General features: G+C 70.4%; 20 protein-coding genes. 12 read left to right on the forward strand and 8 right to left on the reverse strand.

Annotation, left to right across the window (positions count from 1 at the left end):
- Window positions 1–882, reverse strand: a complete 882-nt coding sequence (gene mca / locus ACWD35_RS18950; protein WP_451352399.1) for a mycothiol conjugate amidase Mca — start codon at window positions 880–882, stop codon at window positions 1–3.
- A 148-nt stretch (window positions 883–1,030) separates the two neighbouring features.
- On the opposite strand from mca, the gene ACWD35_RS18955 reads away from it, so the two are divergent.
- A complete protein-coding gene (locus ACWD35_RS18955; protein ID WP_451352400.1) occupies window positions 1,031–1,429 on the forward strand; it encodes a DUF4307 domain-containing protein in 399 nt (132 codons plus the stop codon).
- A gap of 200 nt (window positions 1,430–1,629) precedes the next feature.
- Complete coding sequence (gene greA, locus ACWD35_RS18960) at window positions 1,630–2,130, forward strand: transcription elongation factor GreA (RefSeq protein WP_451352401.1); 501 nt, start codon at window positions 1,630–1,632, stop codon at window positions 2,128–2,130.
- A 79-nt stretch (window positions 2,131–2,209) separates the two neighbouring features.
- Here the strand turns inward: greA and ACWD35_RS18965 are convergent, their stop codons facing one another.
- The 3 genes from ACWD35_RS18965 to ilvA all read right to left on the reverse strand — a co-directional run bounded on the left by ACWD35_RS18965 (window position 2,210) and on the right by ilvA (window position 5,528).
- Window positions 2,210–3,079, reverse strand: coding sequence for an ABC transporter permease (locus ACWD35_RS18965; protein ID WP_451352402.1), 870 nt, complete (start codon window positions 3,077–3,079; stop codon window positions 2,210–2,212).
- Entirely contained in the window at window positions 3,076–4,104 is a 1,029-nt protein-coding gene (locus ACWD35_RS18970) for an ATP-binding cassette domain-containing protein (protein WP_451352403.1), read from the reverse strand. The genes ACWD35_RS18965 and ACWD35_RS18970 overlap by 4 nt, the downstream gene beginning before the upstream one ends.
- Before the next feature lie 194 nt (window positions 4,105–4,298).
- Entirely contained in the window at window positions 4,299–5,528 is a 1,230-nt protein-coding gene (gene ilvA / locus ACWD35_RS18975; RefSeq protein ID WP_451352404.1) for a threonine ammonia-lyase, read from the reverse strand.
- A gap of 163 nt (window positions 5,529–5,691) precedes the next feature.
- Between ilvA and ACWD35_RS18980 the strand changes: the two genes are divergently transcribed.
- The 3 genes from ACWD35_RS18980 to ACWD35_RS18990 all read left to right on the forward strand — a co-directional run bounded on the left by ACWD35_RS18980 (window position 5,692) and on the right by ACWD35_RS18990 (window position 7,106).
- Complete coding sequence (locus tag ACWD35_RS18980) at window positions 5,692–6,198, forward strand: MarR family winged helix-turn-helix transcriptional regulator (RefSeq protein ID WP_451352572.1); 507 nt, start codon at window positions 5,692–5,694, stop codon at window positions 6,196–6,198.
- Window positions 6,199–6,328: 130 nt separating this feature from the next.
- On the forward strand, window positions 6,329–6,832 hold the full coding sequence (locus ACWD35_RS18985; RefSeq protein ID WP_451352405.1) for a sigma factor-like helix-turn-helix DNA-binding protein: 504 nt from the start codon (window positions 6,329–6,331) through the stop codon (window positions 6,830–6,832).
- Between the two features lie 25 nt (window positions 6,833–6,857).
- Window positions 6,858–7,106, forward strand: a complete 249-nt coding sequence (locus tag ACWD35_RS18990) for a hypothetical protein (protein WP_451352406.1) — start codon at window positions 6,858–6,860, stop codon at window positions 7,104–7,106.
- Between the two features lie 47 nt (window positions 7,107–7,153).
- Here ACWD35_RS18990 and ACWD35_RS18995 read toward each other — a convergent pair whose 3' ends face one another.
- The gene (locus ACWD35_RS18995) at window positions 7,154–8,308 is read right to left on the reverse strand and encodes a cystathionine gamma-synthase (protein WP_451352407.1); all 1,155 of its coding nucleotides are present in this window, start codon (window positions 8,306–8,308) and stop codon (window positions 7,154–7,156) included.
- Window positions 8,309–8,473: 165 nt separating this feature from the next.
- On the opposite strand from ACWD35_RS18995, the gene ACWD35_RS19000 reads away from it, so the two are divergent.
- The 6 genes from ACWD35_RS19000 to ACWD35_RS19025 all read left to right on the forward strand — a co-directional run bounded on the left by ACWD35_RS19000 (window position 8,474) and on the right by ACWD35_RS19025 (window position 17,198).
- Complete coding sequence (locus ACWD35_RS19000; RefSeq protein ID WP_451352408.1) at window positions 8,474–9,592, forward strand: hypothetical protein; 1,119 nt, start codon at window positions 8,474–8,476, stop codon at window positions 9,590–9,592.
- Between the two features lie 202 nt (window positions 9,593–9,794).
- The gene (locus tag ACWD35_RS19005; RefSeq protein WP_451352409.1) at window positions 9,795–12,224 is read left to right on the forward strand and encodes a SpoIIE family protein phosphatase; all 2,430 of its coding nucleotides are present in this window, start codon (window positions 9,795–9,797) and stop codon (window positions 12,222–12,224) included.
- 139 nt (window positions 12,225–12,363) lie between these two features.
- A complete protein-coding gene (locus ACWD35_RS19010) occupies window positions 12,364–13,005 on the forward strand; it encodes a DUF6230 family protein (protein ID WP_451352410.1) in 642 nt (213 codons plus the stop codon).
- An 86-nt stretch (window positions 13,006–13,091) separates the two neighbouring features.
- Window positions 13,092–13,571 carry a DUF6114 domain-containing protein gene (locus ACWD35_RS19015; protein WP_451352411.1) on the forward strand — a complete coding sequence of 160 codons (480 nt, stop codon included), beginning with the start codon at window positions 13,092–13,094 and terminating at the stop codon, window positions 13,569–13,571.
- 156 nt (window positions 13,572–13,727) lie between these two features.
- Window positions 13,728–16,349 (forward strand): amino acid permease, encoded by a 2,622-nt coding sequence (locus tag ACWD35_RS19020; protein WP_451352412.1) that lies wholly within the window; start codon window positions 13,728–13,730, stop codon window positions 16,347–16,349.
- A gap of 123 nt (window positions 16,350–16,472) precedes the next feature.
- Entirely contained in the window at window positions 16,473–17,198 is a 726-nt protein-coding gene (locus ACWD35_RS19025; protein WP_451352413.1) for a hypothetical protein, read from the forward strand.
- A 66-nt stretch (window positions 17,199–17,264) separates the two neighbouring features.
- Here ACWD35_RS19025 and ACWD35_RS19030 read toward each other — a convergent pair whose 3' ends face one another.
- A complete protein-coding gene (locus ACWD35_RS19030; RefSeq protein ID WP_451352414.1) occupies window positions 17,265–18,305 on the reverse strand; it encodes an NAD(P)-dependent alcohol dehydrogenase in 1,041 nt (346 codons plus the stop codon).
- 204 nt (window positions 18,306–18,509) lie between these two features.
- Between ACWD35_RS19030 and ACWD35_RS19035 the strand changes: the two genes are divergently transcribed.
- Entirely contained in the window at window positions 18,510–19,409 is a 900-nt protein-coding gene (locus ACWD35_RS19035; protein ID WP_451352415.1) for a helix-turn-helix domain-containing protein, read from the forward strand.
- Here ACWD35_RS19035 and ACWD35_RS19040 read toward each other — a convergent pair.
- Complete coding sequence (locus ACWD35_RS19040; RefSeq protein ID WP_451352416.1) at window positions 19,406–19,918, reverse strand: hypothetical protein; 513 nt, start codon at window positions 19,916–19,918, stop codon at window positions 19,406–19,408. The genes ACWD35_RS19035 and ACWD35_RS19040 overlap by 4 nt on opposite strands.
- Window positions 19,919–19,964: 46 nt before the next feature.
- Window positions 19,965–20,735 (reverse strand): globin domain-containing protein, encoded by a 771-nt coding sequence (locus ACWD35_RS19045; RefSeq protein ID WP_451352417.1) that lies wholly within the window; start codon window positions 20,733–20,735, stop codon window positions 19,965–19,967.
- Window positions 20,736–20,745: the final 10 nt, after the last annotated feature.

Raw genomic sequence — 20,745 nt, forward strand, 5'->3', positions numbered from 1 at the left:
TCAGGCATTGTCGCGGATGCCCGCGAAGAGGTCGTCCTCGGGGAGGGAGGTATCGACGAGGGACTTCGCCAGCTCGTACTCCTCCGTCGGCCAGACCTCCTTCTGGAGCTCCATGGGCACCCTGAACCAGCCGCCGTCGGGGTCGATCTGCGTGGCGTGGGCGATCAGCGCCTTGTCACGGATCTCGAAGAAGTCCGCGCACGGGACGTGCGTGGTCAGCGTGCGCTCGACGCGCTGGATCTCCTTCCAGCGCTTGAGCCACTCCCCGTAGGGCGACTCCAGGCCGCGCTCCAGCATGGCGTTGTGCAGCGCCTCGGTGCGGGGGCGGTTGAAGCCCTGGTTGTAGTAGAGCTTCAGCGGCTGGTACGCCGGGCCGAACTCGGACTCCGGGTACTTCTCGGCGTCCGCCGCGCCCTCGAACGCCACCATGGTGATCTTGTGGGTCATGATGTGGTCGGGGTGCGGGTACCCGCCGTTCTCGTCGTAGGTGGTGATCACGTGCGGGCGGAAGGCGCGGATCTTGCGGACCAGCTCTCCGGCCGCCTTGTCGACGTCCTCCAGGGCGAAGCAGCCGTCGGGCAGCGGCGGCAGCGGGTTGCCCTCGGGCAGACCGGAGTCGACGAAGCCAAGCCACTCCTGCTTGACGCCGAGGATCTCGCGGGCCTCGTCCATCTCCTTCTTGCGTACCTCGTGGATGTGCTCCTCGATGTACTTGTCGCCCTGCAGCTTGGGATTGAGGATGGACCCACGCTCTCCGCCGGTGCAGGTCACCACCAGCACGTCCACCCCCTCGGACACGTACTTCGCCATGGTGGCCGCGCCCTTGCTCGACTCGTCGTCGGGGTGGGCGTGAACGGCCATCAGTCGCAGCTGGTCAGTCAAGACTCAATCCTCGGTAACTCGGCGCCCCCGTGGCTCCGGGCGCGATTGGCGGCTTCTATAGTGACCGAATCGGGGGGCGAATAATTCCGGGGTGCTGCTTCGGGGCCCCTTTCGGGACATCCGTCCCGTCCCTGCCGAGAGGACGATCATGAGTACGGCGAGCACCGGGCTGCCCGAGGGCCGCTACGGCCGTTCCTCGGACGAGCGTGCCGACCGCAGGCTCAAGATCGCCGGGGCGGCGTTCGGCGCGGTGCTGCTCGCCCTGGTCGGCTACTTCGGCTACCACTACGTCGTACAGAACAAGATCAGTGCCCAGGTGATCACGTTCCGGGCCTCCGACGACGCGGTGAAGATCCACCTCGAGGTCCACAAGGACGCGGGCGCCTCCGGCTACTGCACGCTGCGGTCCCAGGCGGCCGACGGCACCGAGGTGGGCCGGGCGGACTTCCGCTTCACCGGCTCGGCCACGCGCATCGACAAGGTCGTCACGCTCCGTACGACGGCCCCGGGCACGACCGCCGAGCTGCTCGGCTGTCACGCCGGCTGACGCTGCCGGAGCACCGGGGGACATGACCGGATCTCACCCGGAATACGGCCCGGCCGACCTGCATTGATGCAATTCATGCGGCTTATGTCCTCCCCCTTTCGCTCGTGAATTGTTAGGCTCGTGGTTTCGCCCACCCGAGAGGGAACATTCTTCTGGGTAGGGCGATGCTTTGTATTCCCAGTACCGACGAGGAGCACCCTGTGACCCAGACCAGCGAGAACGTCACCTGGCTGACCCAGGAGGCGTACAACAAGCTCAGGGACGAGCTTGCGTACCTTACTGGTCCTGCGCGCACCGAGATCGCGGCCAAGATCGCCGCCGCGCGCGAGGAGGGCGACCTGCGCGAGAACGGCGGGTACCACGCGGCCAAGGAGGAGCAGGGCAAGCAGGAGCTGCGTGTGCGCCAGCTGACCCAGCTCCTCGAAAGCGCCCAGGTCGGCGAGGCTCAGGCCTCGGCGGACGGCACCGTGGCACCCGGCATGGTCGTGACGATCGCCTTCGACGGTGACGAGGACGACACCCTGGCGTTCCTGCTCGCCTCCCGTGAGTACGCGAGCACCGACATCGAGACCTACTCCCCGCAGTCCCCGCTCGGGTCCGGCGTCATCGGCCACAAGGTCGGCGAGGACGCGGAGTACGAGCTGCCGAACGGCAAGAAGGCTTCGGTGAGGATCCTGAAGGCCGAGCCCTACTCGGGCTGATCCCGGCCCCCTGATCCACGTCGATGCCCCCGGCGTCCGCCCATCGGACGCCGGGGGCATCGTCATGCCAGGGGCGTCCTCAGGCCGTGGCCGAGCGGTACTTGCGTACCGCGAGGGTGCGGAATATCGCGATGATCAGGAACGAGTAGATAAGCGACGCCCAGACCGGGTGCTCCATGGGCCAGGCGTGCGAATGGGACTGGCCCGGGTTGGCGAAGAGCACACGGCAGGCCTGCGCGGTGGCGGAGAAGGGGTTCCACTCGGCGATGTGCCGCAGCCACGGGGTCATGTGACCGGTGTCCACGAAGGCGTTCGAGATGAACGTGACCGGGAACAGCCAGATCAGTCCGCTGGACGTGGCCGCCTCGGGGGTGGGCACGGACATGCCGATCAGGGCGCCGATCCAGGTGAACGCATAGCCGAGCAGAAGCAGCAGGCCGAAGGCGGCGAGGACCTTGCCGACGTTCGTGTCGCCCTCGGTGCCGACGCGCCAGCCGACCAGCAGGGCGACCACGGCGAGCACGACCAGGGTCAGGGCCGTCTGCACGAGGTCGGCGAGCGTGCGTCCGGTCAGCACCGCACCGCGCGCCATCGGCAGGGACCGGAACCGGTCGATGAGGCCCTTGTGCATGTCGTCCGCGATACCGGCGCCGGAGCTGGCGGTCGCGAACGTGACGGTCTGCGCGAAGACGCCCGCCATGAGGAAGTTCTTGTAGTCCGCGGCGCTGGTGCTGCCGCCGATCTTCATGGAACCGCCGAAGACGTAGGTGAACAGCACCACGAACATGATCGGCTGGATCAGCCCGTAGATGATCATCTCGGGGATCCTGGACATGCGGATCAGGTTGCGTTTCGCGACGACCATCGAGTCGCGGAAGGACTGGGCGACCGGGTTGGTCGACGGTGCGGCCGGAGGCACGCCTCGCACGGCTTCGCTGACGGCACTCACTTCGCGGCCTCCTCGCCCTTGGCACCCTTGGCACCCTTGGCGCCCTTGCTGTCGCTCTTCGCCGCACCGTTCTCCTCGTCCTTCACCTCGGCCACGTGTCCGGTCAGGGACAGGAAGACGTCGTCGAGGGTGGGGCGGCGCAGTCCGATGTCGTCTATCTCGATCCCGCGGGTGTCCAGCTCCCGGATGACCTCGGCGAGCAGCTTGGCGCCGCCGGTGACGGGGACAGTGAGCTTGCGGGTGTGTTCCTCGACCGTGGCCTCGCCCTTGCCGAAGCCGCGCAGCACCTCCACGGCACCCGCGATGCGCGCGCGCTCGTGCACCACGACCTCGACGCGCTCGCCGCCGGTGCGGGCCTTGAGCTGGTCGGAGGTGCCCTTGGCGATGACGCGGCCGTGGTCGACCACCGCGATGTCATGGGCGAGGTGATCGGCCTCTTCCAGGTACTGCGTGGTGAGCAGCAGGGTCGTACCACCGGAGACGAGTTCGTTGATGACGTCCCACAGCTGCTGCCGGTTGCGCGGGTCGAGGCCGGTGGTCGGCTCGTCCATGAACATCACGGGCGGCGAGACCACGAGGGCGGCGGCAAGGTCGAGCCGGCGGCGCATGCCTCCGGAGTAGGTCTTGGCGGGGCGGTCGGCGGCGTCCGCGAGGTTGAACCGCTCCAGCAGTTCCGCCGCGCGCGCCTTGGCCGCCTTGGCCCTCATCTGGTACAGCTGCCCGACCATCTGCAGGTTCTCCCGGCCGGTCAGGTATTCGTCGACCGCCGCGAACTGGCCGGACAGGCCTATGGAGCGGCGGACGGTGTCGGGGTGCTTGAGCACGTCGACGCCCGCGACGACCGCCTTGCCGCTGTCGGGGCGCAGCAGGGTCGTCAGGCAGCGGACGGTCGTCGTCTTGCCGGCGCCGTTCGGCCCTAGCAGGCCGAGGACCGTGCCCTCGGGGACATCGAGGTCGACGCCGTCCAGTGCCCTTACGTCGCCGAAGGTCTTCACCAGGCCTTCGGCATAGATGGCGCCTGGCATGTGAGTCTCCACGTCGTCGGGGATTTCATCGGGAAAGGGAAAGGCTAGGTTCGCGCGCCCGGATCCGCCTTCGGTTTTCCGGATGCGGGCAGGCGGTCGGCGAGCGCAACAGGACACACAGTAACGCGATGTATCGCGTCTCTCAATGGATTTCCACGAACGAGTGACACAACTGCTTTCCGCGCTGCCCGGCCTCAGTCGATGACCGTGTAACCGGCCGCGCGCAGGGCCTGGCCGACCTCGGCGCAGTGCGCCGGACCCTTCGTCTCGAGGTGCAGCTCCACCTCCGCCTCCGTGAGCCCGAGCCGTGGGTCGGTTCGTACGTGGCTCACGTCGAGGACGTTGGCGTCGACCACTGACAACACCCCGAGGAGCGTGGCGAGGGCGCCCGGCCGGTCCGTCAGCAGGAGCCGGACGGCCAGGTAGCGGCCCTGCGCGGCCATGCCGTGCCGCAGCACCCGCTGGAGCAGCACCGGGTCGACATTGCCGCCGGAGAGCACCGCGACGACCGGTCCGGGAAACGCGCCGGGCTCGCCGAGCAGCGCCGCGACCGGGCTCGCCCCGGCCGGCTCGACCACCAGCTTGGCCCGCTCCAGGCACAGCAGCAGCGCGGCCGACAGCTGGTCCTCGCTGACCGTGCGCACCTCGTCGACCAGCTCCTCGACGATCCCGAACGGCACCACGCCCGGCCGCCCCACCTTGATGCCGTCGGCCATCGTCGTCGGGTTCTGCACGGACACCGGGTGCCCTGCCGCCAGCGAGGGCGGGTACGCCGCCGCGCCCTCCGCCTGCACGCCGACGATCCGGACGTCCGGCCGCAGCGCCTTCACCCCGACCGCGATACCGGCCGCGAGCCCGCCGCCGCCCATGCCGACGACGATCGTGCGCACCTCCGGGCACTGCTCCAGGATCTCCAGGCCGACCGTCCCCTGGCCGGCGATGACGTCCGGGTGGTCGAAGGGGTGGATGAACACCGCGCCGGTCTCGGCGGCGTAGTCCTGGGCGGCGGCCAGTGTCTCGTCCACCACCTGGCCGTACAGGCGCACTTCGGCGCCGTAGTCCCGGGTGGCGCTGATCTTCGGCAGCGGGGCGCCCTTCGGCATGAACACCGTGGCGTGCACGCCGAGCAGCGAGGAGGCGAGGGCCACGCCCTGCGCGTGGTTCCCGGCGCTCGCGGCCACCACTCCGGCCGCCCGCTCCTCCGGCAGCAGCCCGGCGATGCGCACATAGGCGCCGCGCAGCTTGAACGAGCCGGTCCGCTGGAGGTTCTCGCACTTGAAGTGCACCGGCGCGCCGACCAGCTGGGACAGGTGCCGACTGCCCTCCATGGCGGTCACCCGTGCCACACCCGAGAGCATCTTCTGGGCTCCGCGCACGTCGTCGAGGGTGACGGAACGCAAGAAGCCAGTGGTGCCGTAGCTCATGACTCAAGTCTCGCAGCCGACGGTGCCGAACGACGGTGGCGACCAACCTCCGAGACCGGTTCGTGCAGCGCCGGTACGGCCTGGCTCCGGGCCGCGTACCCTGTCCCCCAACCCACAGCACCCTTCATGAAGTGAGCCCCCGGCCATGCCCACAACACCAGGAATGTCGATGGACATGACGACCGTCGGTGACACCGGTCTCCTCGACACCCTCCAGCACGAGGTGGCGGTGTTCGCGCGCCGTGCCGAACAGACCCGGCTCGGCGGCGTCGGGCAGGTGCGCACCTCCATGGACCGCGCCGCGTACCTGCTGCTCAACCGCCTCGACAACGAGGGCCCGATGGGCGTCAAGGCGCTCGCCGCGAGCATGGGGATCGACTCCTCCACGGTCACCCGGCAGGTGGCTCCGCTGGTCGACACCGGGCTCGTCAAGCGCACCTCGCACCCGGAGGACGGGCGCGCGGTGGTGCTTCAGCTGTCCCCGCGCGGTGTCTCCCGGCTGGAGGAAGTGCGCTCTTCCAGGCGTCAGTTGATGGCCGAGCTGACGCAGGACTGGGCGCCGGAGGAGCGCGAGCAGTTCTGCACGCTCCTGACGCGCTTCAACACCGCGCTCTCCTCGCGGATGGCGGTTCACGTCGTGCCGTCGGCGGAGCAGACGCCGGCTTCCTGAGCCCCGCGCGGGAGATGGGTTCCGGACTCTTGACCCCGGGCCGCCACTGGCCTCATATGAGACCGGGTCCTGCGTCGTACGCGGTCCGCCTGTCCCGTACCGGGCAGGGCCCCGTCCAGGGGGAGGCGCGGTGCGTGATCGGCAGGCATTGCGTGGTGCCCGTCGGGCCCGGGAGTTCGAGGCGTTCGTCGCGGGCGCGGCAGGGCGGCTGCTGCATGCCGCCACGCTGCTCACCGCGGAGGCGCCGGACGCCAACCCGCGCGCGCGGCGCCTGCTGACACTGGCGCTCGCCCACACCTACGCCCGCTGGGACCGGCTGCGCGGCGAGGACCCCTACGACTGCGCCCGCCAGTACCTGGCCACGCGCTTCGCGCGCGGGATGTGGCAGCAGTACGGCGCCTTCGGCCGCGCCCGCCCGCATCCGGACAGCCCGCTCGCCGTCCTGGGGCCGCTGGAGCGGCTCATCCTGGTGCTGCGGCTGTACGAAGGCGTCGCCGCGGAACAGGCGGCGGCCCTGCTCGGGATGCCCACGGAGCGCGTGCACACCATCTGCGACCGCGCGACCGCCACCCTGCTGCATCCGGTACGGCCGGCCGCCCCGCGCGCGGTGGGCACGAAGGTCGCACCCTCATGAGCCCACGGCACGCGGGGAGGCCCCGGTGAACCGGCCCGAGCGGGAGGCCGCCGCACGGCGGCTGATGGAGCGGACGCCGCCGCCGGTGCCGCCGGATCTGTACCCGGAGGCGGTGCGCCGCGGCACCCGTCTGCTGCGGCGCCGGCGGCTCGCGCAGCGGGTGCTGTGGCTGCTGCTGTGCGCCGCCGTGGTGGCGTTCACCGTGTGGGCGGCGCAGGCGCACCCGTGGGTGGAGCCGCCGTCGCAGACGACTCCGGAGGTCACCGGCTGGTGACCGGCCCGCCGGCTCAGGGCCTGGGCCGCCCACCAGCACAGGTTCCGCTAGCCCAGGGCCTGCTGGAGGTCCTCCAGCAGATCGTCGACGTTCTCGATGCCCACGGACAGGCGCACCAGGTCGGCGGGGACCTCGAGGGCGGAGCCGGCCGCGGAGGCGTGCGTCATGCGGCCCGGGTGCTCGATGAGGGACTCGACGCCGCCCAGCGACTCGCCCAGGGTGAACACCTTGGCGCGGTTGCACACCTCGACGGCGGCCTCCTCGCCGCCCTCGACCTGGAAGGACACCATGCCGCCGAACGCGCGCATCTGCTTGGCGGCGATCTCGTGGCCGGGGTGGTCCGGCAGGCCCGGGTAGAGAACGCGCGTCACGCGCGGGTGCCGGGTCAGCATGTCGGCGGCCTTCGTGGCGTTCTCGCTGTGCCGGTCCATGCGCACGGCGAGGGTCTTGGTGCCGCGCAGCACCAGGAAGGAGTCGAAGGGACCGGCGACGGCGCCCATCGCGTTCTGGTGGTAGGCCAGTTCCTCGCCGAGCGTCTCGTCGGAGACGATCAGCGCACCGCCGACCACGTCCGAGTGGCCGCCCATGTACTTGGTCAGGGAGTGCACGACGACATCGGCCCCGAGCGCCAGCGGCTGCTGGAGGTAGGGCGTGGCGAAGGTGTTGTCGACGACGAGCTTCGCGCCCGCTTCGTGGGCGATCTGAGCGACGGCGGCGATGTCGGTGATGCCGAGCAGCGGGTTGGAGGGGGTCTCCACCCACACGGCCTTGGTCTTCGGGGTGATCGCGGCGCGCACGGAGGCCGGGTCGCTGGTGTTGGCCACGGACCACTCCACGCCCCAGCGGCTGACCACCTTGGCGAAGAGACGGAAGGTGCCGCCGTAGGCGTCGTTGGGGATCACCACGTGGTCGCCGGGCGTGAGCAGCGTCCGGAGCAGGGTGTCCTCGGCCGCCAGGCCGGACGCGAACGCGAGGCCGCGGCTCCCGCCCTCCAGCGCGGCGAGGTTCTCCTCCAGGGCGGTCCGGGTCGGGTTGGCGCTCCGGCTGTACTCGTAGCCGCCGCGCAGCCCGCCGACGCCGTCCTGCTTGTAGGTCGAGACCTGATAGATCGGCGGGACGACCGCGCCGGTGAGGGGATCCGCGGTGTTGCCCGCATGGATCGCGAGGGTCTCGAAGTGCTGACTGATATGAGTGTCGCTCATTGCACCGAGCGTAGTGCGCCTGGCCGGATGATGACGCACGGACGACGGGCTAGCCCGGCCGTACGGTGGTGTCGCACGCCCCCTGTCATGAACCGGCCCGAAGTTTTCCACAGGGCAGGCGGGCGGGGTTGGCCATTTGTCGGCGGCGTCTGGTTCGCTTGAGTCATGGTGATTCTCTGGCTGCTGATTGCCCTGCTCATGCTGAGCTTCGCGCTGCTCCCGGTCCTCCGGCGCAGGCGCGGGCTGATCGAACAGGTCACGCCGGACCACCCCGACGCCGCCGACCCGGCGGACTACGGCTTCGTACGCCAGGAGGAGCTGGACGTGCGCATGCCCGGCCCGGACCAGGACCTGCTGGACGTCCTGGACCTGGTGCAGCGTACGGGGGACTACCGCGCGGCGGCCCAGCTGCTGGCGGGTACGGAGACGGAGGGGGAGCTGCGCTGGCAGCGCGTGCAGGCGTTCGCCGGTGCGGCGGCCCTGGAGCTGCAGCAGCGGCCCGGCGGGGTGCACGAGACGCCCGGCGGTCAGTGGCTCAGGGTGTGGCGGGCCGAGCAGCCCAAGGACGCGGGCGGTGCGGCGGTGCACGCCGAGTTCCTGGTGCAGCAGGCCTGGCGGACGTCACAGCCGGGCACGGACGAGTTCCGGATCATCATGGAGGAGGCCCGGGACGCGTGCGGGCAGGCGGCGCTGCTGGCACCCGGCGACCCGGTCCCGTACATCGTGGAGCTGTCCGTCGCCCGCGGCCTCGCCCACCCGCAGCCGGAGTTCGAGCAGCTGTGGCTGAAGATCCTCGACCGCGCGCCGAACCACATGGGCGCACATCTGGCGGCGCTGCACTACTGGTGCGAGAAGTGGCACGGCTCGCGTGAGCTGGCGTACTCCTTCGCCGAGAGCGCGGCGGCCCGCGCCCCGCAGGGCTCGCTGCTCGCCGCGCTGCCGCTGTTCGCGGTGTTCGAGCACCTCCCCGAGGTGAACCTGGTCGCGAGCTTCTACCAGAGCGAGGTCGTCACCAAGGCGATCCACGGCGCGCTGCACGCGGTGCACGCGGCCCGCCCGGACGACCCGATGCTGTCGCACGTCCGCCACCTGCTGACGTTCTTCCTGGTCCGGTCCGAGCGCTGGGCGGAGGCCATGGACCAGCTCATACACGTCGACGGCCATATCGGCGCGCTGCCCTGGACCCTGTGCGCCGACCCGGCCGCCGAGTTCGCGCTCTACCGCGCCCTGGCGGTGGCCGGCTACGAGGCCAACGGCGGCAGCCCGGCGACGCTGCCCGGCTGAGGCCACGCCTGACCGGAGTCCGACGGGCACCGCGTCTGCGCAGGAAGTGCCGGAGAAGTAGCCGCGCGTGGCCACCCCATTCATTGCACGCGCTGAGCGTCGCCGTGGCACTCCTGCCGAAGCTCCGGTCGAGGGGAACGGGAGAGTCGCGGACGCAGACGGCGGGGAGGAACATCGGAGTCACGGAGGCAAGGTGGTGGCTATGGGGACGCCGTCGATGCATTTCAGCGAGAGCCCTGAGGATCCGTTCGCCCTCGGGCGTGGTGCCTCGGCCGTGCTCGACGATCGAGGCACTGTGGTCGGCTGGAGCGCACGCGCACAGGAGTTGCTCGGCTATCCGGCCAAGGAAGTGCTCGGACAGCCGTGGCAGGGCCTCCTGGTCGACGCCCATGACCTGCCTGTCGCGCGGTCCGTCGTCGTGGACGCCGTGAAGACGGGGGGCTGGTTCGGCGTCCTGCCCGTCCGACACCGCGACGGACGCCGCCTGGAGTTGGGCCTCCGGGCCCGTGCGGTCACCCGGGAGGGGGGCAGTCAGGAGTGGCTGCTGGTCGGTGCTCCTGCCGCGGAGGTCGTTGCCTGGCAGCGGGACCGTGCGCTGCTGGACGGCCTGTACCACCGGTCCCCGATCGGCCTGGTCGTCCACGGCCCGGACAGGAGAGTGATCCGGGTCAACCGTGCGGTCGAAAAGGCAAGCGGCGTCCCGGCCGAGGCGCCGGTAGGCCGTCGCCCTCGCGAATTCATGGTCGACGAGGACGCAGGTCCGGCAGAGGAACGGGTACGGCGCGTCTTGGAGACCGGCGAGCCGTTGATCTTCACAGAGCAGTCCGCCCGGGCACGCCACGATCCAGGTCGGGAACGGTTCGTGTCCGTCTCGGCGTTCCGGATGGAAGACCCCTCGGGCCGGGTTCTCGGCGTGGCCGAGACGATCGAGGACGTGACCGACCGACACCGGGCGCAACGCAGGCTCGCCCTGCTGAACGAGGCGAGCGCCCGGATCGGAACCTCACTGGACGTGACACAGACCGCTCGGGAACTGGCCGAGGTGGCCGCCCACGGCTTGGCCGACCACTGCTCGGTGGACCTCCTCAAGCCCGTGGCACTTGGTGACGAACCAGTTGCCGGTTCAGCAGGTCCGCTGCTCCGGGCTGCCCTCTCACCACCGGAACACCGCGTCCCTTTCCGGGAGGGCGATGTGGTCCCGCTGCTTCCGGAATCTGCGCAGGCGCGGTGCCTGGCCGAGCGCCGCCCGATTCTCGAAGAACAGCTGTCCCTCCGCCCCGAGTGGTACGCCATGGACCACCGGCGGATCGAGATCGCCTTGGGTCTCGGCGTTCATTCGCTGATCGCGGTGCCCCTGATCGCGCGCGGCCTGGTACTGGGCGTGGTGAGCCTGTGGCGGTCGCGCAATTCGGAGCCTTTCGAGGGCGAGGATGCTGCGGTGGCCCAGGAGCTTTCCTCGCGAGCGGCCGTCTGCATCGACAACGCGCGCCGCTTCACCCAGCAGCAGAGCGCCGCTCTGACTCTTCAGCGCAGTCTGCTGCCGAGCGCGGCGTCCGACCTGCCGGCCGTGGAGGTGGCCTGCCGGTACCTCCCGGCCAGCGGTGAACCAGGCATCGGTGGTGACTGGTTCGACGTGATCCCGTTGTCAGGGGCCCGGGTCGCCCTCGTTGTGGGAGACGTGGTGGGCCACGGGATCCACGCGGCGGCCTCGATGGGGCGTCTGCGCGCCGCGGCGCGCACCCTGGCCAGCCTCGACCTGGAAGCGGACGAGGTAGTGGCGAGGCTGGACGATCTGGTCAGCCTGCTGGCCACCGAACTGGAGGCGAACACTGACGGGTCGGCGATTGAGCAGGTGCTCGGAGCCACCTGCCTCTACGCGGTCTACGATCCGGTCTCCCAGCACTGCTCCCTGGCACGCGCCGGCCACCCGGCGCCGATGGTGTCCACCCCGGACGGCGAGGTGACCGTGCTCGATCTCCCCGGGGGTCCACCGCTGGGCCTGGGCGGACTGCCGTTCGAAACGTACGATCTGGACCTCCCCGAGGGCAGCCTGCTCGCGCTCTACACCAACGGCCTCCTGGAGGCACGCAACGGCGACATAGACGCCGCGCTGGAGAACCTTCGCACCTGTCTCGCCGACGCCACAGAACCTCTGGACCAGACCTGCCAGACCGTGGTCGAAGCGCTGCTGCCCAAGGACCACCTCCCCGCCGACGACATCGCGCTGCTCATCGCCCGTACCCGGGCGCTACGGCCAGAGAATGTCGCCTCATGGCAGCTGCCCCTGGAAGCGACCGCTGCTGCCCGTGCCAGGGAGCTGACCACGGCGAAACTGACCGAATGGGGGCTGGCGGAACTGGCCTTCACCACCGAGCTGGTGGCCAGCGAGCTCGTCACCAACACCTACCGGTACGCGGCCGGCCCCGTCACCCTGCGCCTCATCCGTACGCACTGTCTGATCTGCGAGGTGTCCGACACCAGCCACACTTCCCCACACCTCCGACGGGCCCTCAGCACGGACGAGGGCGGACGCGGGCTCTTCCTGGTCGCGCAGCTCACGGAGCGGTGGGGCACCCGCTACACCCGCGACGGCAAGACCGTGTGGACGGAACAGCCTCTGCCGCCCGCATGACCCGCGACCCCGAACAACATGTGCGTCACCCGTACGGCGGCCCTGGCGTGCAGCCGGTTACTCCGGCCGAAAGCCTAGGATCCGTCACTGGATAACGAGGAAAATATCCGCTTTGTGACAATGTGGGCGGACTCGCGCCATGAGCGAAGGAGACGGGATGTCGCACTGCGCCGGCAGAACCCGTTGGCGGCGCTTTGCGGCAGTCCTGGTACCCAGCGTCGCAGCCTGCGCAGCCCTCGGCATCGCCATGGGACAGGGGGCACTGGCCGCGTCGTTCCTCATTTCCGGCCAAAGGTTCCAGGTCACCGCGCGCACCCTGACCGCTCGCGGACTCAGCATCTACGGCATGGTGGACGTGACCAGGCAGGGCCAGCTTGTGCCGGTCCAGGTCACCGGATCCCGGCACTCGACGATCAGCAGGCTGTGTCAGTCCGTACTGGTCGAGGTCCCGGTGCTGGGCGTGCAGACGCTGAAGCTCACCGGCGGAAACGAACGACCGGTCGAAGCGTCGAACCTGTTCCTCGACACGACATTCCAGTCGGCCAGGCAGGCGGATTTCAGGGGCCTCGACCAGGGAATCGCGCAGGGGGAGATCACCAAGGGTCCGATCAATCCGGGCGACAGGAGCTCGCGCTTCTTCGACCCCAACGGCTTCGGGCAGCAGGCCACGTCGGTCGCCCTGACCGACGTGCGCGTGACCGCGGTCGCGCTGTCTGCCGGTACGTTCAACATCCCCGGCCTGCGCGTGCAGATCGAGCACGGCCGTCACGAATGCTTCTGAGTCCTGGGCGGGCCGAACCTGCCGAACGCCCTCGCAGCCGCCTCACGCGGCCCGTGCGCACGCCGCACCGCCGATCAGGAAGACACGTGATCACCAATCTCTTCGGTGGACGGCCCCGACTGCGCGTCACCGCGGCGCGCGCCCGGCACAGGTTCAGAACCTGGCGTGGCGAACGTCCCTTCTGGGCCGGACTCTTTACCTCGATGGCGGGACTGCCCATCCTGTACTGGCCGTACGCGCATCTGGACCTGGGCGGAATCCCGCTGGCCATGTCGACCACGTCCGGTGCCGGAGCCCTGGTCATCGGAGTTCTGCTCATCACCCTGGGGCTCACCCTCTGGTACCACCCGCACCTCCGCGTGTTCTCCGGGATTGCCACTCTTCTGCTCAGCCTCATCTCCTTCCCCGTCGCGAACCTCGGCGGCCTCTTCCTCGGACTGATCACCGGTCTGATCGGCGGCTCCCTGGCCTGCTCCTGGACTCCCGTCGCCACCGAACCGTCGACGGCGCCGGCGGACTGCGCGTCCACGGCCGTTCCGGCAGGAGAAAGCCGACGTGGCGACTGACCACGCCAGTCGGACCACGGACTCCCCCGCCCCGAGCCCCGCCACCAGGGCCGCACCCAGCCGCCCGACCGCATGCTGGGATCCGATCGCGGACCAGGGCCCGTCAGGTGGCCCTGCGCTGTTGCGGAGGGCAGCGGCCCGGCGTTGGAATCAAGTGTGAGGCACTTTGGCGGCGCCGAGTCCCCAGGCCGCCCCGCCCCCGGGACGGGGCCCGGCCGGAAGGGGCTCAAGAACGACGCGCTGGGCATGTTCTCCTCGGTGGTCATGGGCCTTGCCTCCACCGGCCCGGCGTACAGCCTGGCCGCGACGCTGGGCATCATCGTGGCCGGGGTCGGACTGCAGGCCCCGATCGTCACGATGCTGGCGTTCGTCCCGATGCTGCTGGTCGCGTACGCCTTCCGGGAGCTCAACGCGAGCAACGCCGACTGCGGGACCACCTTCGCCTGGACCACCCGCACCTTCGGCCCGCGCACCGGCTGGATGGGCGGCTGGGGCATCATCGTCGCCGACGTCCTCGTCATGGCGAGCCTCGCCCAGATCGCCGCTGTCTACGCCTTCCGGCTGGTGGGCCTGTACGGACTGGCGGAGGACCGGCTGTGGACCACGGCGGCGGGCGTCGTCTGGATCGCCGTGCTGACCGTGGTCTGCTACGTGGGCATCGAGTTCTCGGCGGCTGTCCAGCGCTGGCTGCTGTGTCTGGAAGTGGTGATGCTGATCCTGCTCGCCGTCTCCGCGCTGGTCAGGGTCTACACCAAACCTCCTCCGACGGCGATCCATGTGTCCGCCTCCTGGTTCAACCTCTTCGAGGTGCCATCGACATCGGCCCTGACCTCGGGTGTCCTCGCGGGGGTCTTCCTGTACTGGGGCTGGGACACGGCTTTCTCGGTCAACGAGGAGACCGTCGACAGCAAGCGGGTCCCCGGGCGTGCCGCGGTCGTCTCCATCGTCCTGCTCCTGGTCGTGTACGGGCTGGTGTCCACGTCCGCACAGGCGTTCGCGGGAGTCGGCACGTCGGGCATCGGGCTCGGCAACGCGGCCAACGCGGACGACGTGTTCTCGGGACTTGGCCAGGCCGTCTTCGGGAGCCACGACACGGGCCTGCTCCTGGCGCGGCTGCTGATCCTGATGGTGCTGACCTCCGCGTTGGCCTCCGCGCAGACCACCATCCTGCCCCTGGCCAGGACCGTCTTCTCCATGGCGGTCCACAAGGCCGTCCCGGCCCGGTTCGCCCGGATCCACCGCAGGTTCCTCACCCCGACCTGGGGGACCATCGGCATGGGAGCGGTCTCGACCGCCTTGTTCGTCCTGCTGACCTCGTTCAGCCAGAACGTCCTGGCCGACACGGTCGACTCGGTCGGTCTGGCGATCGCGTTCCAGTACGGGCTGACCGGCTTCGCCTGCGTCTGGTACCACCGCAGGGTCCTCACCCGCAGCGTCGGGGACCTGGTCTTCAAGGGCGTGCTGCCGGGGCTGGGCGGGCTGATGATGGTCCTGCTGTTCCTCTACGCCGCCTTCGTGGTCTACGCGAACCCCCGCTACGGCACGACCGCCGTAGACCTGCCGCTGATCGGCAGGACCGGCGGGGTCACCGTCCTGGGCCTGGGCGCCCTGCTGATCGGCCTCCTGCTGATGCCGGTGGTCACCCGTGGCCACAGCGTGGCCCTCAGACTCCAGCAGAGCATGCTTCCGCGCCGCCTGCCGGCGCACGTCGCCTGCGACTCGGCGAGCCGCTATCAGCCCGCCGACAGCGGGTCGGGGGTGGGCGGCGACTGGTACGACGTCATCCCCCTGTCGGGAACCCGGGTCGGCCTGGTCGTCGGGGACGTGGTCGGTCACGGCCTGCGTGCCGCGGCCACCATGGGACGCCTGCGCACGGGTGTGCGCGTGCTGGCCCGGCTGGACCTGAGCCCGGACGAGCTGCTGTCCCGCATGGCCGACCTGGTCGAGCAGACCGCGCACGAGACCGGGCCAGGCCACGGCCCGGGCCGCCTGAGGCCGCACACCGACGAGGCCCTGGGCGTGAGCTGCCTGTACGCGGTGTACGACCCCGTCTCGGGGATGTGCAGCCTGGCCCGGGCCGGGGAGTCGGTGCTGGTGGTCGTCGAACGGCCCACAGGCGTCGTCGACCGTCCGGAGCTGCCGCCCGGACCACCGCTGGGCATCGGTGGCCCGCCCTACGAGAGCATGGAACTGGAGCTCTCGCCGGGCAGCCTCGTCGTCCTCTTCACGGGCGGCCTCCTCCAGGCGGCCGTCGACCGTGACGCCGGGCTCGCGCAGCTGTCCCAGGTCCTCGCCGACGACCGAAGCTCCCTGAAGGAGCTGTGCGACCGGGCGGTGGCCACCCTGCTGCCCGGGGCGGTGGACGTGGACGCGACGCTGCTCGTGGTCCGCACCCGCCGGCTCGACCGGAACCAGTTCGCCGAGTGGGCGCTGCGACCGGACCCGGCGGCGGTGTCCACCATCCGCGCCGCCGTCGGCAAGCAGCTCGGCGACTGGGGGCTGGACGACCTGGCGTTCGCCAGTGAGCTGATCGTCAGCGAACTGGTCACCAACGCCATCCGCTACGTCGGCGGTCCGATCCAGGTACGCCTGATCCGCGACCGGACCCTGATCTGCGAGGTCTCCGACACCGGCCACACCACGCCCAATCTGCGGCACGCGGCGAGTGACGACGAGGGAGGCCGGGGCCTGTTCATCATCGCCCAGATGACCCACCGCTGGGGCACGCGCTACACCGCCACCGGCAAGACGCTCTGGACCGAGCAGGATCTGCAGTGACCGGACGGCCGTCAGGAGACTTCAGACCGCTGCCGAGCGTGGAAATCAGGCGACGGCTTCCGGGGCCGCGTCGTACATTCGCCGCTCACGCAGGGAGCGTGTGTGAGGGGGAGGCGAGTGAGAATGGTGTTCCTGGTAGGCGGTGGGTGGGACGCCGCCGAGTTGTACGCGCCGTTCGTGCGGGCCGCGGGTGGGGACGGGGCGCGGATCGGGTGTGTGGTCGTGGACGAGGGGGACGGGGGCGCGCAGTTCGAGCGGTATGCGGGCGCGCTGCGGAAGGCCGGTGCGACGGGTGCGCCCGTGCCGCTGCTCGTGCCGCTCGGCGGGCGGTTCGAGCCGGAACCGGCGCTGGACGGGATCGACGGGCTGCTGGTGTGCGGTGGGCTGACGCCCGCCTACCAGGAGGCGTTCGCCGGGTGCCTGGACCGGTTGCCGCAGCTGCTCGCGGAGCGCGGTGTGCCGTACGCGGGCTTCTCCGCCGGCGCCGCCCTCGCCGCGCGGCGGGCCGTGGTCGGCGGGTGGCTGCTGGACGGGGTGCCCGTGTGTCCGGAGGAGACCGGGGAGGACCTGGCGGAGATCGACGTACGGGCGGGGCTGGGGCTCGTCCCGTTCGCTGTGGATGTCCACGCTGCTCAGTGGGGGACGCTGGCGCGGCTGGTCGCGGCGGTCGGTCGCGGTGACGTGCCGTACGGGGTCGCCGTGGACGAGAACACCCTGCTGGAGGTGGCCGGTACGAGGGCCCGGGTGACGGGGCGCGGGCGTGTTCATGTCGTACGGCCCGGTGGGGAGGCAGGCGTGCTCGTGCGGTCGTACGGGGAGGGGGACAGCTTCAGCGCCGAGGCCGGGTGAACCGGGTGAACCGGGTGAACCGGTGAAGGGCGGCCTCGGCGCTGACTACTGCTGTGAACAGTCCCGTCAGATCGTCGCCGTGTCGATCACGAAGCGGTAGCGGACGTCGCTGGACAGGACCCGCTCGTACGCCTCGTTGATCTGGTCGGCGTTGATCAGTTCGATCTCCGCGCCCAGGCCGTGCTCCGCGCAGAAGTCGAGCATCTCCTGGGTCTCGGGGATGCCGCCGATCATGGAGCCCGCGAGGGTCTTGCGGCCCCCGATCACCGAGAAGAGGTTCAGGGAGACGGGCTCCTCGGGGGCGCCCACGTTCACCACCGCGCCGTCCACCTTCAGCAGGGACAGGAGCGCGCCGAAGTCCTGTGGGGCCGACACCGTCGAGATGATCAGGTCGAGCGTGCCGCGCAGCTCCTCGAAGGTCTTCGGGTCGCTGGTGGCGTAGTAGTGGTCGGCGCCCAGCTTCAGGCCGTCGTCCTTCTTGCGCAGGGACTGCGAGAGGACCGTGACCTCCGCGCCCATCGCGTGCGCGAGCTTGACGGCCATGTGGCCCAGGCCGCCGAGGCCGACGATCGCGACCTTCTTGCCGGGGCCGGCGTTCCAGTGGCGGAGCGGGGAGTACGTGGTGATGCCGGCGCACAGCAGCGGGGCGGCCACGTCGAGGGAGAGGCCGTCCGGGATGCGGACGACGAAGTTCTCGTCGACGACGATCTTCTCGGCGTAGCCGCCGTACGTGGGCTCGCCGTCCTTGCCGATGGCGTTGTAGGTGCCGACGCCGCCCTTGAGGCAGTACTGCTCCAGACCCTTCTGGCAGTTCTCGCACTCGCGGCAGGAGTCGACCAGGCAGCCGACGCCCACGCGGTCGCCGACGGCGAACCGGGTGACACCGGAGCCGACCTCGGAGACGACGCCCGCGATCTCGTGGCCGGGGACCATCGGGAAGATCGCCTCGCCCCAGCCCTCGCGGGCCTGGTGGATGTCGGAGTGGCAGATGCCGGCGAACTTGATGTCGATCAGGACGTCGAACTCGCCGACCGCTCGCCGCTCGATGGTCGTCCGCTCCAGCGGGGCCTTCGCGGCGGGCGCGGCGTACGCAGCAACAGTGGTCATGCCGGGGTTCTCCTAGCGGACTGGCGGGGGTCTCGTGCCCGGTTGTCATGGTTCAACCAGGTAGTTCGACCGGATATGGCTTCCAGCCTGCCGGAACGCTCGTACGGCACCCAGACCACGCCTTTGCGTACGACTGCCGTGCCTACTACTGGCGGGGTCAGGCTCCCGGGCGTACGACCAGCCGGGACGGCCGATACTGGCGGTATGGACGAACAGCCGGAAGCAGCCGCCGGCCGGCCCCTGGACCGGCGGGCCGAGCTGAGCGAGTTCCTGCGCAGCCGACGGGCCCGGCTGAAGCCCGAGGACGTGGGGCTGCGCGACTTCGGCCGGCACCGCCGGGTGCCGGGGCTGCGCCGCGAGGAGCTGGCGCAGCTGGCCGGGGTGTCGGTGGCGTACTACACGCGCCTGGAGCAGGGCAACGGCCGGAACGTGTCGGCGGAGGTGCTGGACTCGATCGCGCGGGCGCTGCGTCTGACCGACGCGGAGCATGCGCATCTGACGCATCTGGCCAAGCCGAAGGGGCACAAGAAGAAGCCGGCGGAGCGGCAGCAGCAGGTGCGGGCCTCGCTGCGGAACCTCCTGGACTCGATGGAGGGGGTGCCGGCGTACGTCGTCGGGCGGCGCGCGGAGATCCTGGCCTGGAACCATATGGCGGCGGCCCTCTTCGGCGACTGGGGGGAGCTGCCGGCCGCCGAGCGCAACTGGGCGCGGCTGGTGTTCCTGAAGCCCGAGTACCGCGAGCTGTTCGTCGACTGGGAGCAGAAGGCGATCGACATCGTCTGCGCCCTGCGCATGGACGCCGGCTGCCACCCGGACGACCCGCGGCTGTCCGCGCTCGTCGGTGAACTCTCCGTCAAGAGCGAGGAGTTCCGGCGGCTGTGGGCCACGCACGACGTCAAGGAGAAGAACCACGGCGTCAAGCGCCTGCACCATCCGCTGGTGGGCGACCTGTCCCTGAACTTCGATGGCTTCCGCCTGTCGGGCGACACGGACCAGGTCATGGTGGCGTACCACGCAGAACCCGCCTCCCCCTCGGCCGAGTCCCTGCGCCTGCTGTCGAGTTGGGGGGCGGACGCCTCCCGTCCGGTGTCGCAGCCCTACTAGTCTTCGACGCCCAGGTCGGCCCGCATCAGCCGGCGCATGGCCGTCAGCTGCGGCTCGGCCTCCTTCAGGTCCACAAGGGCCCGCTCAGCGCTCTCGCCCTCGCGGGCCAAGTCCCGGTCGAGCCGTTTGACGACGGCGTCGATGCGGGCGAGCACACGGTTGAGGTCCCGCGAGGCATCCAGGATCCGCTCCGGTACGACCATCTGCGCCTCCGCATAGCGATCCCGGTGCTCCCGGCGTACCTCCTCCAGCTGCTCGCGGTCGTGATCGGTGTAGACGCCGTCCCGGAGCCGGTGCAGGGCGTCCTTCAGGAGGGTGTGGAACTGCCGGGAGGCGCGGTTCATCGCGGTGTACGCGGCGCGCCGCTCCTCGAACAGCCGCCTGTGCTCGGCGCGTTCGGCCTCCCGGTCCTCCCGGCGTACCGCGTGGCGCTGGCTCAGCACCGGGGCGAGGAGCGTACCGAGGACACCGACGACGGCGGTGATCATGGCGGAGAGTGCGGCGGTCACGAAGGGGACCCTACGCCGCCGCCTCCCCAGCCCCGGTACGGCCTCCTCACCCCTGATACGGCGGCATCGCCCCCCACGTCCACCTCGGCACCGGCTGCTCCGCCGGAGGCTTCGCGTCGGGGCCGGAGAAGTAGAGGGCCAGGCGGGTGCCCCATTCCACGTAGGCGAGGAAGGCCGAGCGGAACTCGGCGTCCGTCGGGAGGCCTGCCTCGTCCGCCGCGTCCTGGATGAGGTTGACCCAGCGGCGGCGCTGGGGCTCGGTGATGTGCTTGCCGAAGTGCTTGGCCACCATGTGACCATGGCCGCCCTCGGTCTCCGAATAGCCTGCCGGGCCGCCGAAGACCTCGGCGAGCCAGAGAGCCACGTGGGCGGCGTGCTCGGGGGCCAGGCCGGCGAAGAGCGGGGCGAGGAGGTCGTCCTTGGCCACCTTGGCGTAGAAGACCTCCGTGAGGCGGGAGAAGGCCTCGGCGCCGCCCGCCCAGTCGTACAGCGACGGGACCGCCGCGCCGGTGCCGCGCACGGAGGTCGGCGCGTAGTGGCGCATCTCCTCGATGTTCTCGACGTACGGGCGGATCTCCGCGAGGAACGGTGGGAAGAACGGGGACGTGCGGAAGCCCTGCACGTGCTCCTCCACCGACGTCCAGGTGATCCGCAGAATCCAGGACTCTGGGTCCTCTTCGCAGCGCGCGAGGTCGTAGTCGACGCACTGCGGGGCCGCCGCCAGCTGACCGGCGGCGCGGGTGTAGGCGGCGAGGAACTCCGCCGACTGCTGCTCGGGGACGCGATAACGGATGTACTCGACCGTGTGAGCCGTCATGCGTGCACAC

The sequence above is a fragment of the Streptomyces sp. NPDC002671 genome (assembly GCF_053592475.1).